The organism is Cellulomonas alba (assembly GCF_030362835.1).
GTDB classification, from domain to species: domain Bacteria; phylum Actinomycetota; class Actinomycetes; order Actinomycetales; family Cellulomonadaceae; genus Cellulomonas; species Cellulomonas alba.
Map to the genome: position 1 here is coordinate 554206 of NZ_JAUCGQ010000001.1, position 17777 is coordinate 571982.

Below are 17777 nucleotides of genomic sequence, written 5' to 3' on the forward strand. Positions count from 1 at the left end.
GGCTCCCGACGCCGCGGCCCGAGCGCCGGACGTCGTCACTTCTTCTTCGCGTCCTTGGAGTCCTTGCCGCCGGGGGCGGACGAGTCCGACGACAGCGCGGCGATGAAGGCCTCCTGCGGCACGTCGACCCGGCCGATCGTCTTCATGCGCTTCTTGCCCTCCTTCTGCTTCTCGAGCAGCTTCCGCTTGCGGGTGATGTCGCCGCCGTAGCACTTGGCGAGCACGTCCTTGCGCATGGCGCGGATGGTCTCGCGGGCGATGATCCGCGAACCGATCGCCGCCTGGATCGGCACCTCGAACTGCTGGCGCGGGATGAGGTCCTTGAGCTTGGACGCCATCATCACGCCGTACGCGTACGCCTTGTCCTTGTGCACGATCGCGCTGAACGCGTCGACCTGCTCGCCCTGCAGCAGGATGTCGACCTTCACGAGGTCGGCCGCCTGGTCGCCCGTGGGCTCGTAGTCGAGGCTCGCGTAGCCGCGGGTGCGCGACTTCAGCTGGTCGAAGAAGTCGAAGACGATCTCCGCGAGCGGCAGCGTGTAGCGCAGCTCGACGCGGTCCTCCGACAGGTACTCCATGGAGAAGTCCTCGCCGCGCCGCGACTGGCAGAGCTCCATGATCGCGCCGATGAACTCCGTCGGCGCCAGGATCGTCGCCTTGACGACGGGTTCGCGCACCTCGCGGATCTTGCCGCCCGGGAACTCGCTCGGGTTCGTGACGTGCACCTCGGTGCGGTCCTCGAGCGTGACGTCGTAGACGACGTTCGGCGCGGTCGAGATGAGGTCGAGGTCGAACTCGCGCTCGAGCCGCTCGCGGATGATCTCGAGGTGCAGCAGTCCGAGGAAGCCGACGCGGAACCCGAAGCCCAGCGCGACCGACGTCTCCGGCTCGTAGTTGAGCGCGGCGTCGTTGAGCTTGAGCTTGTCGAGCGCGTCGCGCAGCGCCGGGTAGTCGGAGCCGTCGATCGGGTACAGGCCCGAGAACACCATCGGCTTCGGGTCGGAGTACCCGCCGAGCGCCTCGGCGGCGGGCTTGCTCGCGTTCGTGACGGTGTCGCCGACCTTCGACTGCCGCACGTCCTTCACACCCGTGATGAGGTAGCCGACCTCGCCGACGCCGAGCCCCTTGGTCGGCACGGGCTCGGGGCTGATGACGCCGATCTCGAGCAGCTCGTGCGTCGCCTTCGTCGACATCATCGCGATGCGCTCGCGCGGGTTGAGGTTGCCGTCGACCACGCGCACGTAGGTGACGACGCCGCGGTAGGTGTCGTACACCGAGTCGAAGATCATGGCGCGCGCCGGCGCGTCCGCCCGCCCGACCGGGGCCGGGACGAGCTCGACGATCCTGTCGAGGAGCTCCTCGACGCCGTGGCCGGTCTTGCCCGAGACCTTGAGCACGTCCTCCGGGTCGCCGCCGATGAGGCCCGCGAGCTCCTCGGCGTACTTCTCGGGCTGCGCCGCCGGCAGGTCGATCTTGTTCAGCACGGGGATGATCTGCAGGTCGTTCTCGAGCGCGAGGTACAGGTTGGCGAGCGTCTGCGCCTCGATCCCCTGCGCGGCGTCGACGAGCAGCACCGCGCCCTCGCACGCGGCGAGCGAACGGGACACCTCGTAGGTGAAGTCGACGTGGCCGGGCGTGTCGATCATGTTGAGCGCGTAGGCGGTGTCGCCCACCGACCAGGGCATGCGCACGGCCTGCGACTTGATCGTGATGCCGCGCTCGCGCTCGATGTCCATCCGGTCGAGGTACTGCGCGCGCATCGCGCGAGAGTCGACGACGCCCGTCAGCTGCAGCATCCGGTCGGCGAGCGTCGACTTGCCGTGGTCGATGTGCGCGATGATGCAGAAGTTGCGCAGGAGCTCGGGCGCGGTGGCCGCGGGCGCGATGCGCTGGGCGGCGGCGGCACTCGGGATCGGGGACACGCGGCAGGGCTCCCGGCTGGTGGGCGGCGCGATGGCGCCGGATCGACGGTCGTTGGCTGCCGCCAGTCTCTCGGACGTCGGCGGGCAGCCCCACCATGGTCCCATGGCCGAGCCGCTGCCCTACCTGGACCTGCTGTCGCGGTTGCAGGGCGCGTTCCTGGCGGGCATCGACGACGTGCCGGCCGCGACGCGCGTGCCGTGGTGCGGGCGGTGGCGCGTGCGTGACCTCGTCGTGCACCTGGCGCGCATCCACCACTGGGCGGCCGCGGAGGCCCGGCGCCGGCCCGAGACGCCGCTCGGCCGCGGCCCGTTCGACCTCCCGGAGCTGTACTCGCGCTGCGCCGCCGAGCTGCGCGAGACCCTCGGCGAGCTCGACCCGGAGGCGACCGCCAGCACGCTGCTCGGTCCCGGTCCCGTCGCGTTCTGGCACCGCCGCCAGGTCCACGAGACGCTCGTCCACCTGTGGGACCTGCGGACCGCCGCCGGGCGCACCCTCGACGTCGAGCCGGTGGTGTGGGTCGACACCGTCGACGAGGTCGTCACCGTGATGCAGCCGCGTCAGGAGCGGCTCGGGCGCATGGCGCCTCTCGACGCACCGATCGCGCTCGCCGCGACGGACGTCGCGCACGAGTGGCTGCTCGGCGGTCCGGCAGGCGATCGGGCCACCGCGGCGACGCGCGTGTCGGGACCGGCCGAGCGGCTCGCGCTCCTGCTCTGGGGGCGCACGACGGCCGACGACCCCGCGCTCGTCGTCACCGGGGACGAGGCGGCGCTCGCGTCGGCGCTCGAGCGCCGCCTGACGCCCTGACGGGCGGCTCCACGGCCGCGCGCGCTGCGTCACGCGGTCGGCGCCACCCGCGCGGCGCCCTTCGTCACGCGACGCGCGTCATCCGCACCTCGACCGTGAGGTCCGACGTGCCCGTGCCCGCGTAGATCCCGCGCAGCGGCGGCACGTCGTCGTAGGAACGGGCGCGCGCCAGCATCACGTGGTGCTCGCCCACCGGCACGCGGTTCGTCGGGTCGTAGCCCGTCCACGCGCCGACCCACCACTCGACCCACGCATGCGACTCGCCGACCACGGTCTCGCCCACGTCGGCATCCGGCTGCGGGTGCAGGTAGCCCGAGACGTACCGCGCGGGGATGCCGAGCGCGTGCAGCGCGCCGACCGCGAGGTGCGCGAGGTCCTGGCACACGCCGGCGCGCGCCTCCCACGCCTCGGCGGCCGGCGTGTGCGCGGTCGTCACGCCCGGGATGTACGCGACCGCGTCCCGCAGGGCGTCGCACGCCGCGACCGCCGCCTCGTGCGGCGGGAGATCGCCCGCGGCCTGGCGCGCGAGGTCCGCGACCGCCTCGGGGACCGCCGTCGTCGGCAGGTCCGTGAGGAACTCCGCCTGTTCGTCCCGCACGCGCGGGGACCGCAGCACGTCCCACCCGACGGGGTCGTCGGCCAGGTGCCGGTCCCCCACCTCGACCAGGTGCTCCGCGGTGATGACGAGCGCCTCGTGCGGCGCGAGGACCTCGAAGGCCGTCACGGCCGTGCCCCAGTAGTCGACGAAGCCGGTGGTCCAGGTGTGCGGGGTCAGGTCGATCCGCGTGGACAGCACCCGCTGGGCCGCGTCCGACACGGGCGTCATCCGCGCCTCGTTGTACGACGCGACGACCGGCGCGTCATACCGGAACGCGGACGTGTGGACGACCTTCAGCCTCACAGCAGCTCCCCCACCCAGGTCGTGGTCGGCGCGGTCGGGAAGTACCGGCCGCGGATCGCGTCGGACGCCGCGGAGCACGCGCGCTGCACCTGCTCCATCTCGTGGGGCAGCCCTGCGAGGACGTCCGCGAGCGGCCGGTACTCGAGGTTCATCCGGACGAGGCCGATGTGACGGCGCGCCTCGTCGGCTGCGCTCCGGTCGTCGGCGGGCTCGAGGTCGGCGAGGCACTGCTCCGCCTGGTCGAGCGCCGAGACGATCGACCGCGGGAAGAACCGGTCGAGCAGCAGGAACCCCGCGGCGCGCTCGTCCGAGGCCGACCCGCGGTACGTGCGCAGGAACGCCTCGTGGGCGCCGCAGGAACGCAGCAGCGTCGTCCAGCTGGGACCCGCCGACCCCGCGAGCGCCCGCGTGGTCAGCAGCCGCGCCGTCATGTCGGCCCGCTCGATCGACCTGCCGAGCACCATGAAGTGGCGGGTCTCGTCCCGCGACGTGGCCGACTCCATGATCCCGGCGACGGTCGCGCCGCGTTCGCGCACCCAGGCGAAGAAGTCGTGGGGCCGCGCCGGTCGCAGGTGCGACGGCAGCTGGTTCCACGTCGTGTTGAGGCACTCCCAGAGCTCGGTCGAGACGATCTCGCGCGCCCGCCGGGCGTTCTCGCGCGCCGCGACGAGCGCACCGGCGATCGCAGACGGGGCCACTCGGTCGTACGCGAGCGCGTCGAGCACGTGGTCGCGTCCCACCACCACGTCGCGCGGCGGTGCGGGCCGGTCCATGACCGCCAGCAGCGAGCGGCACGCGAGGTCCTCCTCGGCCCACGGGTCCTCGAGCAGGATCTGCAGGTGGACGTCGAGCAGGCGCGCGGTGTCGTCCGCCCGCTCGACGTACCTGCCGATCCAGAACAGCGACTCGGCGATGCGGCTCAGCACGGCGCGCCTCCCCTCGTGCGTGCACGCTCCTGCTGCTGCTGCTGGAGCACCTGCGCGCTCAGGTCGTCGTCGGGGTTCGCGTCGATGGGGACGGCCGCGGCCATCGGGGCGCCGCGGCGCGCGGCCTGCGGGTCCGCCCGGGGCGGCGCGGCACCACCGAGCACCCAGGTGTCCTTCGACCCGCCGCCCTGCGACGAGTTCACGACGAGCTGCCCCTCGGGGAGCGCGACGCGCGTCAGGCCGCCCGGCAGCACAGAGACCGTCTCCCCGTCGTTCACCGCGAACGGGCGCAGATCTGTGTGCCGCGGCCGCAGCCCCGCGTCGACGAGCGTCGGGATCGTCGACAGCTGGATGACGGGCTGCGCGATCCACCCCCGGGGGTCGGCCCGCAGGCGAGCCCGCAGCACGTCGAGCTCGGCGCGCGACGCGCGCGGCCCGACCACCAGCCCCTTGCCGCCCGACCCGTCGACGGGCTTGACCACGAGCTCGTCGAGCCGGTCGAGCACCTCCTCGAGCGCGCCGGGCTCCTCGAGCCGCCAGGTGTGGACGTTCGGCAGGATCGGCTCCTCGTGCAGGTAGTAGCGCACGAGGTCGGGCACGTACGTGTACAGCAGCTTGTCGTCCGCGACGCCGTTGCCCACCGCGTTCGCGATCGTCACGGTCCCCTGGCGCGCGCACGTCATGAGTCCCGGGCACCCCAGCACCGAGTCCGACCGGAACACGACGGGGTCGAGGAACTCGTCGTCGACGCGGCGGTAGACGACGTCGACGCGGCGGCGTCCGCGCGTCGTGCGCATCCACACGTGCCCCTGCGCGCAGAACAGGTCGCGGCCCTCGACGAGCTCGACACCCATCATCCGGGCGAGCAGCGCGTGCTCGAAGTACGCGCTGTTGTAGACGCCGGGCGTCAGCACGACGACCGTCGGGTCGACGACGCCCGAGGGCGCCGACGCCTGCAGCGCCGCGAGCAACCGCCGCGGGTAGTCCGCCACCGGACGGATGCGCAGTGCCGCGAACAGCTCGGGGAACGTCTGCGCCATCGCGCGTCGGTTCGACAGCACGTACGAGACACCGCTCGGCACGCGCGCGTTGTCCTCGAGCACGCGCCACGTGCCCGCCTGGTCGCGGACCAGGTCGATGCCCGCGACGTGGACCCGCACGCCGTTCGGCGTCCGGACACCGTGCGACTGCCGTTGGAAGTGGGTCGACGAGACGACGACCGACCGCGGCACGACGCCGTCGGCGATGGCGCGCTGCGGCCCGTACACGTCGTCGAGGAACGCCTCGAGCGCCCGCACGCGCTGCGCGACGCCGGGCGCGACGTGGTCCCATTCCTCGCCGGCGATGACGCGGGGCACCACGTCGAGCGGGAACGGCCGCTCCTCGCCCGCGAAGTCGAACGTGACGCCCTGGGTGAGGTACGACCGCGCCAGCGCGTCGGCGCGCGCCCTCAGCTCGCCCTCGCTCAGCCGGGACAGCGCCTCGTACAGGTGCCGGGACGCCTCGCGCGGCGTGCCGTCGCGCTCGAGCATCTCGTCCCACGCCGGTCCGCCGCCGTAGTCGTCGAACAGGTCCGCCATGGCCGGACGCTAACGAGCGCGTGTCACGGCGCCGTTTCCGGCGGATGACGCGCACCGCACGGCGCCGGCGGCGGCGTCGGCTGTAGCGTGCCGCCGTGGCGGCATCCCGAGGCTGGGTCGGACGACTGCGGAGGCTCCTGACCGGCGCCCTGAGCGGGCGCGCGGGCGGGCCGTCCGCACCGAGCGGCACGGCGCCCGGCGGCACCGCGCGCACGCGCCGACGCCCGCGCTCCGAACCACGCCCCACGCCCGCCTCGACGTCGCGCCACGTGGCGCTGCCGGACCACGTCGGGCCGGTGGCCACCGAGTACGCGCCGGTGCTCGACGGCGACGCCGACCCCGGTGAGATCGTCTGGACCTGGGTGCCCTACGAGGACGACGCGCGGCAGGGCAAGGACCGGCCGGTCCTCGTGGTCGGCCGCGACGGGCCGGTGCTGCTGGCGCTGATGCTGACGAGCAAGGACCACGACCGCGACGCCGCCGGCGAGGCCCGCCGGGGCCGGCACTGGCTCGACATCGGCGCGGGTCCCTGGGACAACCGCCGGCGCCCGAGCGAGGTCCGCCTCGACCGCGTGCTTCGCGTGGACCCCACGACCGTGCGCCGCGAGGGTGCGATGGTGGACCGCGCCCTGTTCGACCAGGTCGTCGCGGCGATGGCGGCGGTCCGGGGCCGCTGACGCCTGCTAAGATTCTGATCCGCGTGTCCGCCCGGGTCGGCGGGCACAAGCCCAGTTCCTCTCCGCGGGTGTCCCCACGCCCCAGTCCCGGAGCTGTGCGCGCCCTCTACGACCTGTCAGATCGCTTCGGCGAACGCACAAGAGAGTCCACACGTGGCCAACATCAAGTCCCAGATCAAGCGCATCAAGACGAACGAGAAGGCTCGCCTGCGCAACAAGGCGGTCAAGTCGGAGATCAAGACGTACGTCCGTCGTGTCCGCGAGGCCGTCGCCGGTGGCGACAAGGACGCGGCGCAGACGGCGCTCGTCGCGGCGTCCCGCAAGCTCGACAAGGCGGTCTCCAAGGGCGTCATCCACGCCAACCAGGCGGCGAACAAGAAGTCGGCGCTCGCGAAGTCGGTCGCCGCTCTCTGAGCACCCGATGACATGAGGAAGGGCGCCACCCCGGCGGGGTGGCGCCCTTCCTCGTTTCCTGCGCCGGCTCGCGTCGGCTCAGGTGAGCGACCAGCTCTCCCAGGCCAGCAGCGGCACCGTCGGGCGGAAGCCGGCCTCGCGCAGCGCGCGGTCGTAGGCGCCGACGGCCGAGGCGGTGTCGCCCTGGCTCGCGTAGCGGTCGCCGAGGTCGCGCCAGGCGGCCGCCGACTGGCGCGACGCCGACATCATGCCGAGCAGGTCCGCGGCCATGCCGTAGACGCCTGCCGCCTCCTGCTCGCGACCCTGCGCGCGCAGCGCGTCGCCGAGCGACAGCTGAGCGATGGCCTTCTCGAGGCGGGGCGCCTCGCCGAGCCGTGTGATCGCCGCCTGCGCGAACGTCTCGGCGGCCTTCTCGTCGCCGAGCAGCAGGTGGGCACGCGAGCGCTCGACGTCGACGTGCGCGAGCTCCACCTCGGTGCCGAGCGCTGCGAGGCCCGGCATCGCGCGCTCGATCTGCTCGAGCGCCGCACGCGGCTCGGGCGGCTCCGAGCGCAGCAGCAGCCACGCGTAGTTGACGCGCAGCCGCGGGAGGTCCCGGCCCGACTCGCCCTCGGAGAGCAGCGCCAGCGCGCGCTCGGTGTACTGCTGCGCGACGACGTAGTCGCGCCGCTGCTCCGCCACGACCGCGGCGTTCCAGTAGACGCTGCCGCGCCCGCGCGCCGATCCGACGCGTTCCGCGACCTCGATGAGCTCCGCCACGCGGTGCGTCGCGAACAGCAGGTCGCCGCGCTCGACGTAGGCCCACAGCACGGTGGCCGCGAGCCGCAGGTGCTCGTCCGTCCCCGCCAGGCCCGCGTCCTCGAGATCCGTGACGGTGCGCTCGCCGACCTCGACGCTGCGGTGCAGGTCGCCGGCCTCGAGGTAGTTCGCCACCAGGATCATCGCCAGCTCGGCGGCCTGGAGGTGGTGCGACTGCCGCCGCGCGTCCGCCAGCAGAGGCTCGAGCACCGCGACCGAGGCCTCGAGGTCGCCCGCCGACTCGTGGACCCGCGCCAGGGCGGTCAGAGCGGCGAGGCGGGCGCCCGGCGACACCACGTCGAGGTCGAGCCGCTCGAGGCGCTTGCGGGCCGACTCGGCGTCGCCCTGGCTGAGGTCGAGCCGGGCGTAGTCGATCTCGAGCCGGGTGCGCGCCTCGTTCGGCCCGTCGTCACCGTGGCGCAAGTACTCGAGGGTCGTTCCGAGGCGCTCGGCGAGAACGGCCAGGGCGGCGTCCGTCGGCTCCCTGTGGCCCGCCTCGATGAGCGAGATGTAGCTCGGCGAGAACGCGTTGCCGGCGAGGGCGGTCTGAGAGATGCCCGCAGCGAGGCGCGCCTCGCGCACGCGGTCAGCGATCGTCATGGACAGTCATCCTAAGTATGACGTCAATCGCGTGCCAGGGTTCCGGCACCGTGTCGGCCCGAATGGCTCACTGGAAGGCGCGGCAGCACCCGAGGCCGCCGGCCACCGTGTGACCGGACGAGGCCTCCGCGGCGCCGACGCCCGCCGAGACGGAGCCGACGGCCAGCGCGACGACGACCACGAACTTCATTGCCTGACGCATGGGGACGACTCCCGTCATTGGAAGGTTGGGGCAGGTCACGCACAGGATGACATGGTGGGAGCCGTGTGTCGCGCCATTCTCGGCATACGGGCTGTTTCGGGTGAAAAATCTCATGAACCTGCGTCGTTACCGGACGGAGTGCCCAATTCGCCCAAATCCACCCCACCGGGGGTCTCCATCACGGCCCGGCGATGTGGTGTCATAGGACGCATGACGCCGGACGAAGAGGCCGACCGGCTCCTCGAGCTGATGGTGGCCGTCGAACAGGCGATCCCGCGCGGCCTGCGCCGGGAGTGGGACGCCAGGCTGGCGCGCCAGCCAGTCCTGATCGCGCGACAGGGCGTGTTCGCCGCGCACGGCGGCATCTTCGCGTACCAGCTCTCCGCGCGCTCCCCCGAGCTCAAGACCGAGCGGGCCGCCGCGTGGAACGCCCACCAGCACGAGCGTGCGACGGCCCACGTGCTCGGTGCGACGTTCGGCCGCGCGGACCTCGAGCACGTCGCGCACGGTCGGCTGCTGTTCGTGCGCTGCCCGCGCGCGTACGTCGTGGGTGACCTCCCCGTGCCGCCGCGGCCCGATCGGCTCGTCGTCGAGGTGCCTGACGGCCTGCACGTGGACCGCGCCGTCGTCGACGGGCTCCGCCGGCTGCGGAGCAACGGGTTCCGGATCGCGCTGCCGGGCTTCGTCGACCGGGTCGAGCAGCGCCGGCTGCTGCCGTACGTCGACTTCGTCAAGGTCGACGTGCGAGACCTCGACGTCGAGGGCGCGCCGCTGGTCGAGGTCGCCGCGTCCTACGGGGCGCTGCTGATCGCCGAGTTCGTCGAGAGCGCCGACCAGCTCGCCCACGCGCGAGAGCTCGGCATCACCCTGTTCCAGGGGAACCTCCTCGAGCGCGCGGGTGTGCTCGACCGAGCCGGAGCCCGGCCCGTCTCGATGTGACACACGCGCCGGCTCTGGCTGCGGCGCGCGCGGTCGACGCCCGGCGACGTGCCGCTCAGCGGCCGGACGCCGACGCGACCGCGAGGACGGCCCGTTCGACCGCGAACACCGGGTCCCGCCCCTCACCCTTGACCTCGGCATCCGCCTGCGCGACCGCGCCGATGGCGGTGGCAAGCCCCTCGGGCGTCCAGCGGCGGAGCTCCGACGTCGCCCGATCCACCTGCCAGGGAGCCAGACCCAGCTCGCGCGCCGCACCGGCACCGCGCCCCCGCACCGCCGCGACCTTGGCGAGGGTGCGCAGCTTGAGCGCGAGCGCGGCGACGATCGGGACCGGGTCGAGGCCGGTCCCGATCGCGTGCCGCAGCAGCGACACCGCCTGGCCCGCCTCGCCGGCGACGGCGGCGTCCGCGACGCGGAAGCCGGTCGCCTCGATGCGGCCGCCGTAGTACCGCTCCACGATCTCGACGCCGATCAGCCCCGCCGAGTCGGCGACGAGCTGGCTGCACGCCGCGGCGAGCTCGCGCAGGTCGCTGCCGACGGCGTCGACGAGGGCCCGGACCGCCTGCGCGTCGGCGCGGCGCCCGGCTCGCCGGAGCTCGGCGGTGACGAACGCGGACTTGTCGCCGTCCGTCGTGATCGGGTCGCACGCCACCGCCGGGACGCTCGCCGCCTTCGCCGCGTCGAGCAGGCGCTTGCCCCGTTGGCCGCCGGCGTGGCGCAGCACCACGTCGACGCCGGGCGCCGGGGACCCCAGGTACGCGAGCGCGTCCTGCAGGAAGTCGTCGGTGCAACGCTCGACGCCTGCGACGACCACGAGCTTGTCCTCGGCGAACAGCGACGGGCTCGTCGCGACGCCGAGCTCGCCGGCGACGTACTCCCCCGCGTCGAGGCGCACGACGTCGACGTCGGGCTGCGCGGCGCGGGCCTGGGCGACGAGCCGATCGATCGCACGCTCCGCGAGCAGGTCCTCGCCACCGAGCACGAGCACGACCGGCGCGAGCGTCGCCTGGTCCCACGGCACCCCGGGCGTCGCGGTGCGCGCTCCGCCGGACCGGGCGGACGAGCGGCGCTGGGCGGGAGGCACGCGCACAGCCTGCCAGACCGGGCTGACACGACCGGTGCCCGTGGGCGCGCGGCTCGGCGCTCGCGGCGCCTCCACGGGACGGCTGTGCGGCCAGCGTGGTTCAGCGCGGTCGACGGTGCAGGAGCAGCGTCAGCGTCGCGGCGGCGGCGAGGGCCAGCGTGACGAGGCCGGCGCGGCCGTCGAGCCAGTCGGCGCGGGCACCGGGCATCGCGCTCGTCAGCCGTGCGACGGCGCCGACCCACCAGCAGGCGGCGCCGGCGCACGCCGCCAGGCCCCGGGCGAGCGGCGCGCACAGCGGGTCGACGAGCCCGGCGAGGAGGCCGAGCACCGTCGCGGGTCCCACGGCCGCCGCGGCGAGCACGTTCGCCGGGACCGCGTACGTCGACACCGTGGGCGCCAGGACGAGAAGGACGGGCGCGCAGCAGAGCTGCGCCGCGACCGGCAGCGCGAGCGCCTCGGCGCCGGCCCGCCCGAGACGTGCGGCCCACCGCTCGGCGAGCGGACGCCCGGCAAGCACGAGCCCGCCGGTGGCAAGAACCGAGAGGAGGAAGCCGATCTCACCGCCGAGCCACGGGTCGAGCACGAGGAGCACGACGACGCCGGTCGCCAGGGCAGCGGGTGCCTGCGCCCGGCGGCCGGTCACGAGGCCGAGCACCGCCACCAGGCCCATCGCTGCGGCGCGCTGGACGCTCGGATCGGGGTGCACGAGGGCGACGGTCCCCGCCGTCGCGACGAGAGCCGCGACCGCGCGCACCCACCGAGGCGCTCGGGCGGCCGTCGCCAGCGCGAGCACCAGCGCCACCACGAGCGAGAAGTGGGCTCCGGACACGGCCGTGACGTGCGTGAGGCCCGAGGTCCGCAGGGCGGCCGTCAGGTCGGTCGGGACGCGACCCGTGTCGCCCACGGCGATCGCCGCCAGGAGCGCGCCGGCGTCCCCGGGCTGGCCGTCGGCGAGCTCCCGCACGTCGGAGCGGACCGCCGACGCCCCACGCGCCCACGCCGGGGGTCGACCCACCACCACCGGTGCAGCCGTCGTCGTCACGACGGCGACCGTGCGCCCACGCAGCGCGTCCGCGGACGCGCGGCCCGTCACCTCGACGCGCGCGCGGTACGGCACGCGCGTCCACGCATCCGTGCCGACGACGAGCACCTGCCCGACGGCGCCGCTCGTCCGGCCGCGGCTCGTCACGCGCTCGGCGCTCACCACGACCGTCACGCGCGGCGGTGCGCCGGGCCAGAGCGGCGGCTGCACGCGCGGATCCCCGCTCACCGTCGCGACGAGCCGTACCGTCGCGCCCTCGCGGGCGGACTGCGGGAGGAGGCCGTGCGCGGTCGCCGCACGTTGAGCGGCGGCGGAGCCGAGGACCGCCGCCGCGACCGCCAGGCTCAGGGCAGCCGCGGCCGCGACGTGCACGGTCGGCCCACGACGGCGAGCCGCGGGCGGCCGCCGACCTCGCCCTGCCCCGCTCGCACCCGGCCCGGTCCCCGCGGGGGGCCCGTGGACGAGGCCGCGGCGGTCTGGAGCAGCGCGGGCGACGACCAGGGCGGCCACGAGCAGGGCAACGGCCAGGGCGGCAGTCGTCGCGGCGAGGCGCGCTGCCGCGGCGGGGTGCGCCCGCACGCCCACCGCTGCCGAGAGCCAGGCGACGGCGCCGGGGAGCGCGAGGCGCAGGTCGATCGGCGGGGTGCCCGCCTCCCGGACGGGCGCCGCCCTGCTCGCCGCGACGCCGGAGGGATGTGCGGCGACGACGGCTGACGCGCGCGGCGCTGCGACGGGCTCGTGCGCCGGTGCGTCGCCGGGCGTCACGTGCGGACCAGCGGGCGCAGGCGAGCGAGCAGGCTCGGCCCGATGCCGGGGACGTCAGCGAGCTCGTCGACGGACGAGAACGGGTGCTTGGCGCGCTCGTCCACGATGCGCTGGGCGAGGACCGGGCCGATGCCCGGCAGCGCGTCGAGCGCCGCCACGTCCGCCGTGTTCACGTCGACGAGCGCGTCGGCGGCCGTCGTCGCCCGTGCGGCCGGCGGTGGGGCGCCGCGGCGCGGCACGACGATCTGCTCGCCGTCCACGAGCACGCGCGCGAGGTTGAGCGACGCCAGCTGCGCTCGGCGCGTCGCGCCCCCGGCGGCGGCGACCGCGTCGACCACGCGCGAGCCGGCCGGGAGTCGCACCACGCCCGGACCCGCGACCTCGCCGACGACGTCGACGACCACCTCGGCCGCCGCGGTCGGCGCGCTCGTCGCTGCGGCGCCGGGCGTCGGCAGGTCGACCGGGTCGCCCGGGCTCGAGGTCGTCGCGTGCAGCGCCACGGCGCCGCCGACGAGGGCGATCGCGACGGCGCCGACCGCCGCCGCGCGGGGACTGACCGCCCAGCGGGTCGCGTGCGGGTGCGAGGTCCGGTCCGGGACGTCCGGCGGCCGGGATGCCGCGTCCGGCGCCGTGCCGGCGCCGCCGTAGAGGTCGGCGGCGTGGCGGAGCGCGTCGAGCGTGCGGACCGCGGCTGCGGGCGCGAGCGGTTCGGCGGGACTGCGAGGCGCCTCGACGGCGGGGGGCGTCGTCGCGGACGCGAGCGGGCCGGCGGCACCGGGGACGACGTCGCCAGAGGGTTCGGCCGACGCCCGGGTGGCGCGTTCAGGGATCCAGCCACCGGTCGCCGGGCCGGAGGACGACGGTGCGCGAGCCTCGGACGACGTCGGCGCCGCACGCGCCCACGCGGGGCTCGGGACGTCGGCGACGGCCGCCGGGGGCGCGTCCTCGAGTCGTCGGAGTCCCGGTCGGGCGCCGGCGGCTGCCGCGGCGAGTCGGCGGGCGGCGAGCTCGCGGTCACGTCGGCGCACCCGGGGAACGTAGGACGGCGCTCGCGCCCGGAGGGGGCGCGACGAGCAGGTCGGGCTCGTCGCACGCGAGCCCCGGGCTGTGGGCGGCTCGCGGCGACGACTGCGGTCCCGGTCAGGCGGCACCCACCACGGCCGACCGTCAAGCAGCGGCCAGCGGCGCCTCGTCAGGCCCCGGTGACGACGACCGCGAGGAGGCCCGGGCCGACGTGCGCCGCGATCACGGCGTCGGACTCGCAGACGATGCACTCCGCGAGGCGGTCGCCGAGGCGGCCCGCGAGCTGGTCCGCGAGGCCGCCTGCGAGGTCCGGCCGGCCGAGGTGGTGCACCGCCACGCGGACTCGTGCGGGGCGCGCCTCCGCGTCGGCGGTGGCGATGCCGACCAGCCGCTCGCGCGCGGCGCGCCGGGTGCGGACCCGTTCGGCGACGACGATCGCCCCGTCGTGCACCGTCAACAGCGGGCGCAGGCCCAGGACGGTGCCGATGGCGGTGGACGCGGCGCTGAGCCGGCCGCCGCGGCGCAGGTGGTCGAGCGAGTCGACGAGGAACCAGACGTGGGACGCCTCGGCCTGCTCGGCGGCCCGCGTGGCGACGCGCGCGCCGGGGCTCGGCGCGGCCGGCTCGCGCGGCGGCTCGGCCTCGCGCCGGAGCCGTCGCCACCAGGTGGCGCGTCGCGCCGTCGGGGATTCCGCGGGCGCTGCCGACAGCTCTTCCGCGAGACCGGCCGCGGCCAGGGCGGCGAAGCCGAGCGCCATCGCCGACGTGCGCGCGTCGACCACGTGCACCGGGACGGCGACGTCGCGCGCGGCGAGGCGCGCCGCGTCGACCGTCCCTGACAGCGCGCCGGACAGGTGCACCGACACGACCTCCGTCGCCCCCGCCGCCACCGCGCGCGCGTAGGCGGCGGCGAACGCGGCCGGCGGCGGCTGCGAGGTCGAGACGCGCGCGTTGCGGTGCAGCGCCGCGAGCAGCTCGGCCGGCGTCAGGCGCGAGGCGTCGTGCCGCACGCCGTCGATCGTCACGTCGAGCGGGACCACCGTCACCCCCGCGCGCTGTGCAAGGTCGTCCGGCAGCGCCGCGGTCGAGTCGGTGACGACCGCGACCCGAGCTCGGCGCTCGGCGGCCGGGCGGCTCAGGCGGGCACCACGTTGACGAGCTTGGGTGCGCGCACGATCACCGTGCGCACGTCGCGGCCGTCGAGCGCTCGCTGCACGCCGGCGTCGGCCAGCGCGAGCTCGCGGAGCTCCTCGTCGGACGCCGACGGCGACACCTCGGCGCGGCCGCGCACCTTGCCCTGCACCTGGAACACGCACGTCACCGTGTCCTCGACGAGCAGCGCCGGGTCCGCGACCGGGAACGGCTCGTGCGCCAGCGACCGCTCGTGGCCCAGCCGTGCCCACAGCTCCTCCGCGACGTGCGGCGCGACGGGCGCCGTCATCAGCACGAGCGCCTCGAGGGCCTCGCGCGGCGCCGCGGGCAGCGTCGTCAGGTGGTTGTTCAGCACGATGAGCTTGGCGATCGCCGTGTTGATCCGCATCGCGGCCATGTCGGCCGTGACGTCGGCGATCGTCCGGTGCAGCACGCGCAGGGTCTCGGTCGACGCCGGCTCGTCCGAGACGACGAGCGAGCCGTCGACCTCGGAGACCGTGTTGCGCCACAGCCGCTGCAGGAACCGCTGCGCACCGACCACGGCGCGCGTCTCCCACGGCCGCGAGAGGTCCAGCGGGCCCATCGACATCTCGTAGACGCGCAGCGTGTCCGCGCCGTACGCGGCGTACATCTCGTCGGGCGAGACGACGTTCTTGAGCGACTTGCCGATCTTGCCGTACTCGCGGTTGACGGGCTCGCCGTGGAACGAGAAGCCGGTCGAGGACAGCGGGTCCTCGAGCACCTGGCTCGCCTCGACGTAGACGCCGCGCTGGTCGGTGTAGGCGTACGCCTGGATGTACCCCTGGTTGAACAGCTTGTGGAACGGCTCGACGCTGCTCACGTGGCCGAGGTCGTGGAGCACCTTGTGCCAGAACCGCGCGTACAGCAGGTGCAGCACCGCGTGCTCGACGCCGCCGACGTACAGGTCGACGCCGCCGACCGTGTCCGCGCCGCCGGTGCCGTCGCCCTGCTCCCCGGCATGGCCCGGACCCATCCAGTACCGCTCGAGCTCGGGGTCGACGACGACCTCGTCGGCCGTCGGGTCGAGGTAGCGCAGGTAGTACCAGCACGAGCCGGCCCAGTTGGGCATGGTGTTGGTGTCGCGGCGGTACTGCTTCGGTCCGTCGCCGAGGTCGAGCGTCACCTGGACCCAGTCGTCGTTGCGGCCCAGCGGCGGCTCGGGCGTCGACTGCGCGTCGTCCGGGTCGAACGTGCGCGGCGCGTAGTTCGGCACGTCGGGCAGCGCGACGGGCAGCGCGCTCTCGGGCAGCGCGATCGGCAGGTCGTTCTCGTCGTAGACGACCGGGAACGGCTCGCCCCAGTAGCGCTGCCGGCTGAACAGCCAGTCGCGCAGCCGGTACGTGACGGTCGCCTCGCCGACGCCACGCTCCACGAGCCAGTCGGTGATGCGGGCCTTGGCGTCCGCGACCGACAGGCCGTCGAGCGAGATCTCGTCGTTCGACGAGTTGATGACGAGGCCGTCGCCCGTGCGGGCCGCGTCGTCGACGTCGCCCTCGACTGTGTAGACCACCGGGAGCTCGTAGGCCTGCGCGAACGCGTGGTCGCGCTCGTCGCCGCCCGGCACGGCCATGATCGCGCCGGTGCCGTAGCCCATGAGGACGTAGTCGGCCGTGAAGATCGGCAGGAGGTCGCCGTTGACGGGGTTGACGGCGAGGTGGCCGGTGAAGACGCCGGTCTTGCGGCCCGCGTCGGCCTGGCGCTCGACGGCCGTCTTGGCGGCCGTCTCGGCGCGGTACGCCGCGACGGCGTCGGCCGGGGTGCGGTGGCCGCCGGTCCACGCGCCGTGCGTGCCGTCGGGCCACTGCGCGGGCACCTCGTCGAGCAGCGGGTGCTCGGGCGCGACCACCATGAACGTGGCGCCGAACAGGGTGTCGGGCCGCGTCGTGAAGACCTCGACCTGCTCGCCGCCCTGGACGGCGAACCGGACGCGGGCGCCCGACGAGCGGCCGATCCAGTTGCGCTGCATCGCCTTGACCTTGTCGGGCCAGTCGATCAGCTCGAGGTCGTCGACCAGCCGGTCGGCGTAGGCGGTGATGCGCATGTTCCACTGGCGCAGGTTGCGCTGGAACACCGGGAAGTTGCCGCGCTCGGAGCGGCCGTCGGCCGTGACCTCCTCGTTGGCGAGCACCGTGCCGAGGCCCGGGCACCAGTTGACCGGCGTCTCGGAGACGTACGCGAGCCGCCGGGAGTCGATCACGCGGCGACGCTCGACCGCGTCGAGATCGGCCCACGCGACGCCCTCGCGGACGCCCTCGACGACGGGCAGCGGCCGGCCGTGCTCGTACGCCTCGACGAGCTCCGCCACCGGACGCGCGCGGCCCGTGCCGCCTCCCGGACGCGGCGCCTGCTCGTCGTACCAGGACTCGAAGATCTGCAGGAAGATCCACTGCGTCCAGCGCACGTACGCGGGCTCGATGGTCGCGAACGACCGGCGCTCGTCGTGTGCGAGTCCGAGGCGGCGCAGCTGCCGCTTCATGATCGCGATGTTCGACTCGGTGTTGACGCGCGGGTGCTCGCCCGTCTGGACCGCGTGCAGCTCGGCGGGCAGGCCGAACGCGTCGAAGCCGAGCGCGTGCAGCACGTTGTCACCCTGCATGCGGCGGAACCGGCCGACGACGTCGGTCGCGATGTAGCCCAGCGGGTGGCCGATGTGCAGGCCCGCGCCCGACGGGTACGGGAACATGTCCATGACGAAGAACGGCCGCTGCGTGCGCTCGGCGTGGCGACCGTCGCCGTCCGTGAGCGGACCCGTCGGGTTCGCGGCGTAGAACGTGCCGCGCCGCTCCCACTCGTCCTGCCACCGGAGCTCGATGTCCTGAGCGAGCGCGGCGGTGTAGCGGAACGGCACGTCGGCGCCGGCGGCGGCGTCCGGGTGCACGGGGGTGGGGGCGTCCTGCGAGGTCACTCGCCGAGTTTACCGAGCG

At 74.7% G+C, this 17777-nt stretch carries 15 protein-coding genes; 4 read left to right on the forward strand and 11 right to left on the reverse strand.

Features of this window, described 5'->3' with window-relative positions; genetic code table 11:
- Positions 1 to 35: 35 nt before the first annotated feature.
- Positions 36 to 1922, reverse strand: a complete 1887-nt coding sequence (gene lepA / locus QRT04_RS02480) for a translation elongation factor 4 (protein WP_289453303.1) — start codon at positions 1920 to 1922, stop codon at positions 36 to 38.
- A gap of 103 nt (positions 1923 to 2025) precedes the next feature.
- Here lepA and QRT04_RS02485 point away from each other — a divergent pair, with 103 nt between their 5' ends.
- The gene (locus QRT04_RS02485) at positions 2026 to 2730 is read left to right on the forward strand and encodes a maleylpyruvate isomerase family mycothiol-dependent enzyme (RefSeq protein ID WP_289453304.1); all 705 of its coding nucleotides are present in this window, start codon (positions 2026 to 2028) and stop codon (positions 2728 to 2730) included.
- 64 nt (positions 2731 to 2794) lie between these two features.
- Here QRT04_RS02485 and QRT04_RS02490 read toward each other — a convergent pair whose 3' ends face one another.
- The 3 genes from QRT04_RS02490 to QRT04_RS02500 are packed head-to-tail and all read right to left on the reverse strand — an operon-like array spanning position 2795 to position 6137.
- On the reverse strand, positions 2795 to 3631 hold the full coding sequence (locus QRT04_RS02490) for a transglutaminase family protein (protein ID WP_289453305.1): 837 nt from the start codon (positions 3629 to 3631) through the stop codon (positions 2795 to 2797).
- Positions 3628 to 4557: an alpha-E domain-containing protein gene (locus tag QRT04_RS02495; protein WP_289453306.1), complete on the reverse strand. Its 930-nt coding sequence runs from the start codon at positions 4555 to 4557 to the stop codon at positions 3628 to 3630. The genes QRT04_RS02490 and QRT04_RS02495 overlap by 4 nt, the downstream gene beginning before the upstream one ends.
- Positions 4551 to 6137: a circularly permuted type 2 ATP-grasp protein gene (locus QRT04_RS02500; protein WP_407653535.1), complete on the reverse strand. Its 1587-nt coding sequence runs from the start codon at positions 6135 to 6137 to the stop codon at positions 4551 to 4553. Before QRT04_RS02500 ends, QRT04_RS02495 begins: the two co-directional genes overlap by 7 nt.
- Before the next feature lie 95 nt (positions 6138 to 6232).
- On the opposite strand from QRT04_RS02500, the gene QRT04_RS02505 reads away from it, so the two are divergent.
- Together QRT04_RS02505 and rpsT are read left to right on the forward strand one after the other, a co-directional pair.
- Positions 6233 to 6814, forward strand: coding sequence for a type II toxin-antitoxin system PemK/MazF family toxin (locus QRT04_RS02505; protein ID WP_289453307.1), 582 nt, complete (start codon positions 6233 to 6235; stop codon positions 6812 to 6814).
- Positions 6815 to 6967: 153 nt separating this feature from the next.
- Entirely contained in the window at positions 6968 to 7228 is a 261-nt protein-coding gene (gene rpsT, locus QRT04_RS02510; RefSeq protein ID WP_289453308.1) for a 30S ribosomal protein S20, read from the forward strand.
- A gap of 78 nt (positions 7229 to 7306) precedes the next feature.
- On the opposite strand, the gene QRT04_RS02515 is transcribed toward rpsT, so the two are convergent.
- Entirely contained in the window at positions 7307 to 8626 is a 1320-nt protein-coding gene (locus tag QRT04_RS02515; RefSeq protein WP_289453309.1) for a helix-turn-helix domain-containing protein, read from the reverse strand.
- A gap of 67 nt (positions 8627 to 8693) precedes the next feature.
- Complete coding sequence (locus QRT04_RS02520; protein WP_289453310.1) at positions 8694 to 8828, reverse strand: hypothetical protein; 135 nt, start codon at positions 8826 to 8828, stop codon at positions 8694 to 8696.
- A 210-nt stretch (positions 8829 to 9038) separates the two neighbouring features.
- On the opposite strand from QRT04_RS02520, the gene QRT04_RS02525 reads away from it, so the two are divergent.
- Entirely contained in the window at positions 9039 to 9767 is a 729-nt protein-coding gene (locus QRT04_RS02525; protein ID WP_289453311.1) for an EAL domain-containing protein, read from the forward strand.
- A 55-nt stretch (positions 9768 to 9822) separates the two neighbouring features.
- Here QRT04_RS02525 and holA read toward each other — a convergent pair whose 3' ends face one another.
- From holA to leuS, 5 genes are all read right to left on the reverse strand, one after another.
- Positions 9823 to 10851, reverse strand: coding sequence for a DNA polymerase III subunit delta (gene holA / locus QRT04_RS02530; protein ID WP_407653536.1), 1029 nt, complete (start codon positions 10849 to 10851; stop codon positions 9823 to 9825).
- 100 nt (positions 10852 to 10951) lie between these two features.
- Positions 10952 to 12103: a ComEC/Rec2 family competence protein gene (locus QRT04_RS02535; protein WP_289453312.1), complete on the reverse strand. Its 1152-nt coding sequence runs from the start codon at positions 12101 to 12103 to the stop codon at positions 10952 to 10954.
- Positions 12104 to 12654: 551 nt separating this feature from the next.
- Complete coding sequence (locus QRT04_RS02540; protein ID WP_289453313.1) at positions 12655 to 13686, reverse strand: ComEA family DNA-binding protein; 1032 nt, start codon at positions 13684 to 13686, stop codon at positions 12655 to 12657.
- Between the two features lie 164 nt (positions 13687 to 13850).
- Positions 13851 to 14819 carry a DegV family protein gene (locus tag QRT04_RS02545; protein WP_289455687.1) on the reverse strand — a complete coding sequence of 323 codons (969 nt, stop codon included), beginning with the start codon at positions 14817 to 14819 and terminating at the stop codon, positions 13851 to 13853.
- On the reverse strand, positions 14816 to 17758 hold the full coding sequence (gene leuS / locus QRT04_RS02550) for a leucine--tRNA ligase (RefSeq protein WP_407653537.1): 2943 nt from the start codon (positions 17756 to 17758) through the stop codon (positions 14816 to 14818). Before leuS ends, QRT04_RS02545 begins: the two co-directional genes overlap by 4 nt.
- Positions 17759 to 17777: the final 19 nt, after the last annotated feature.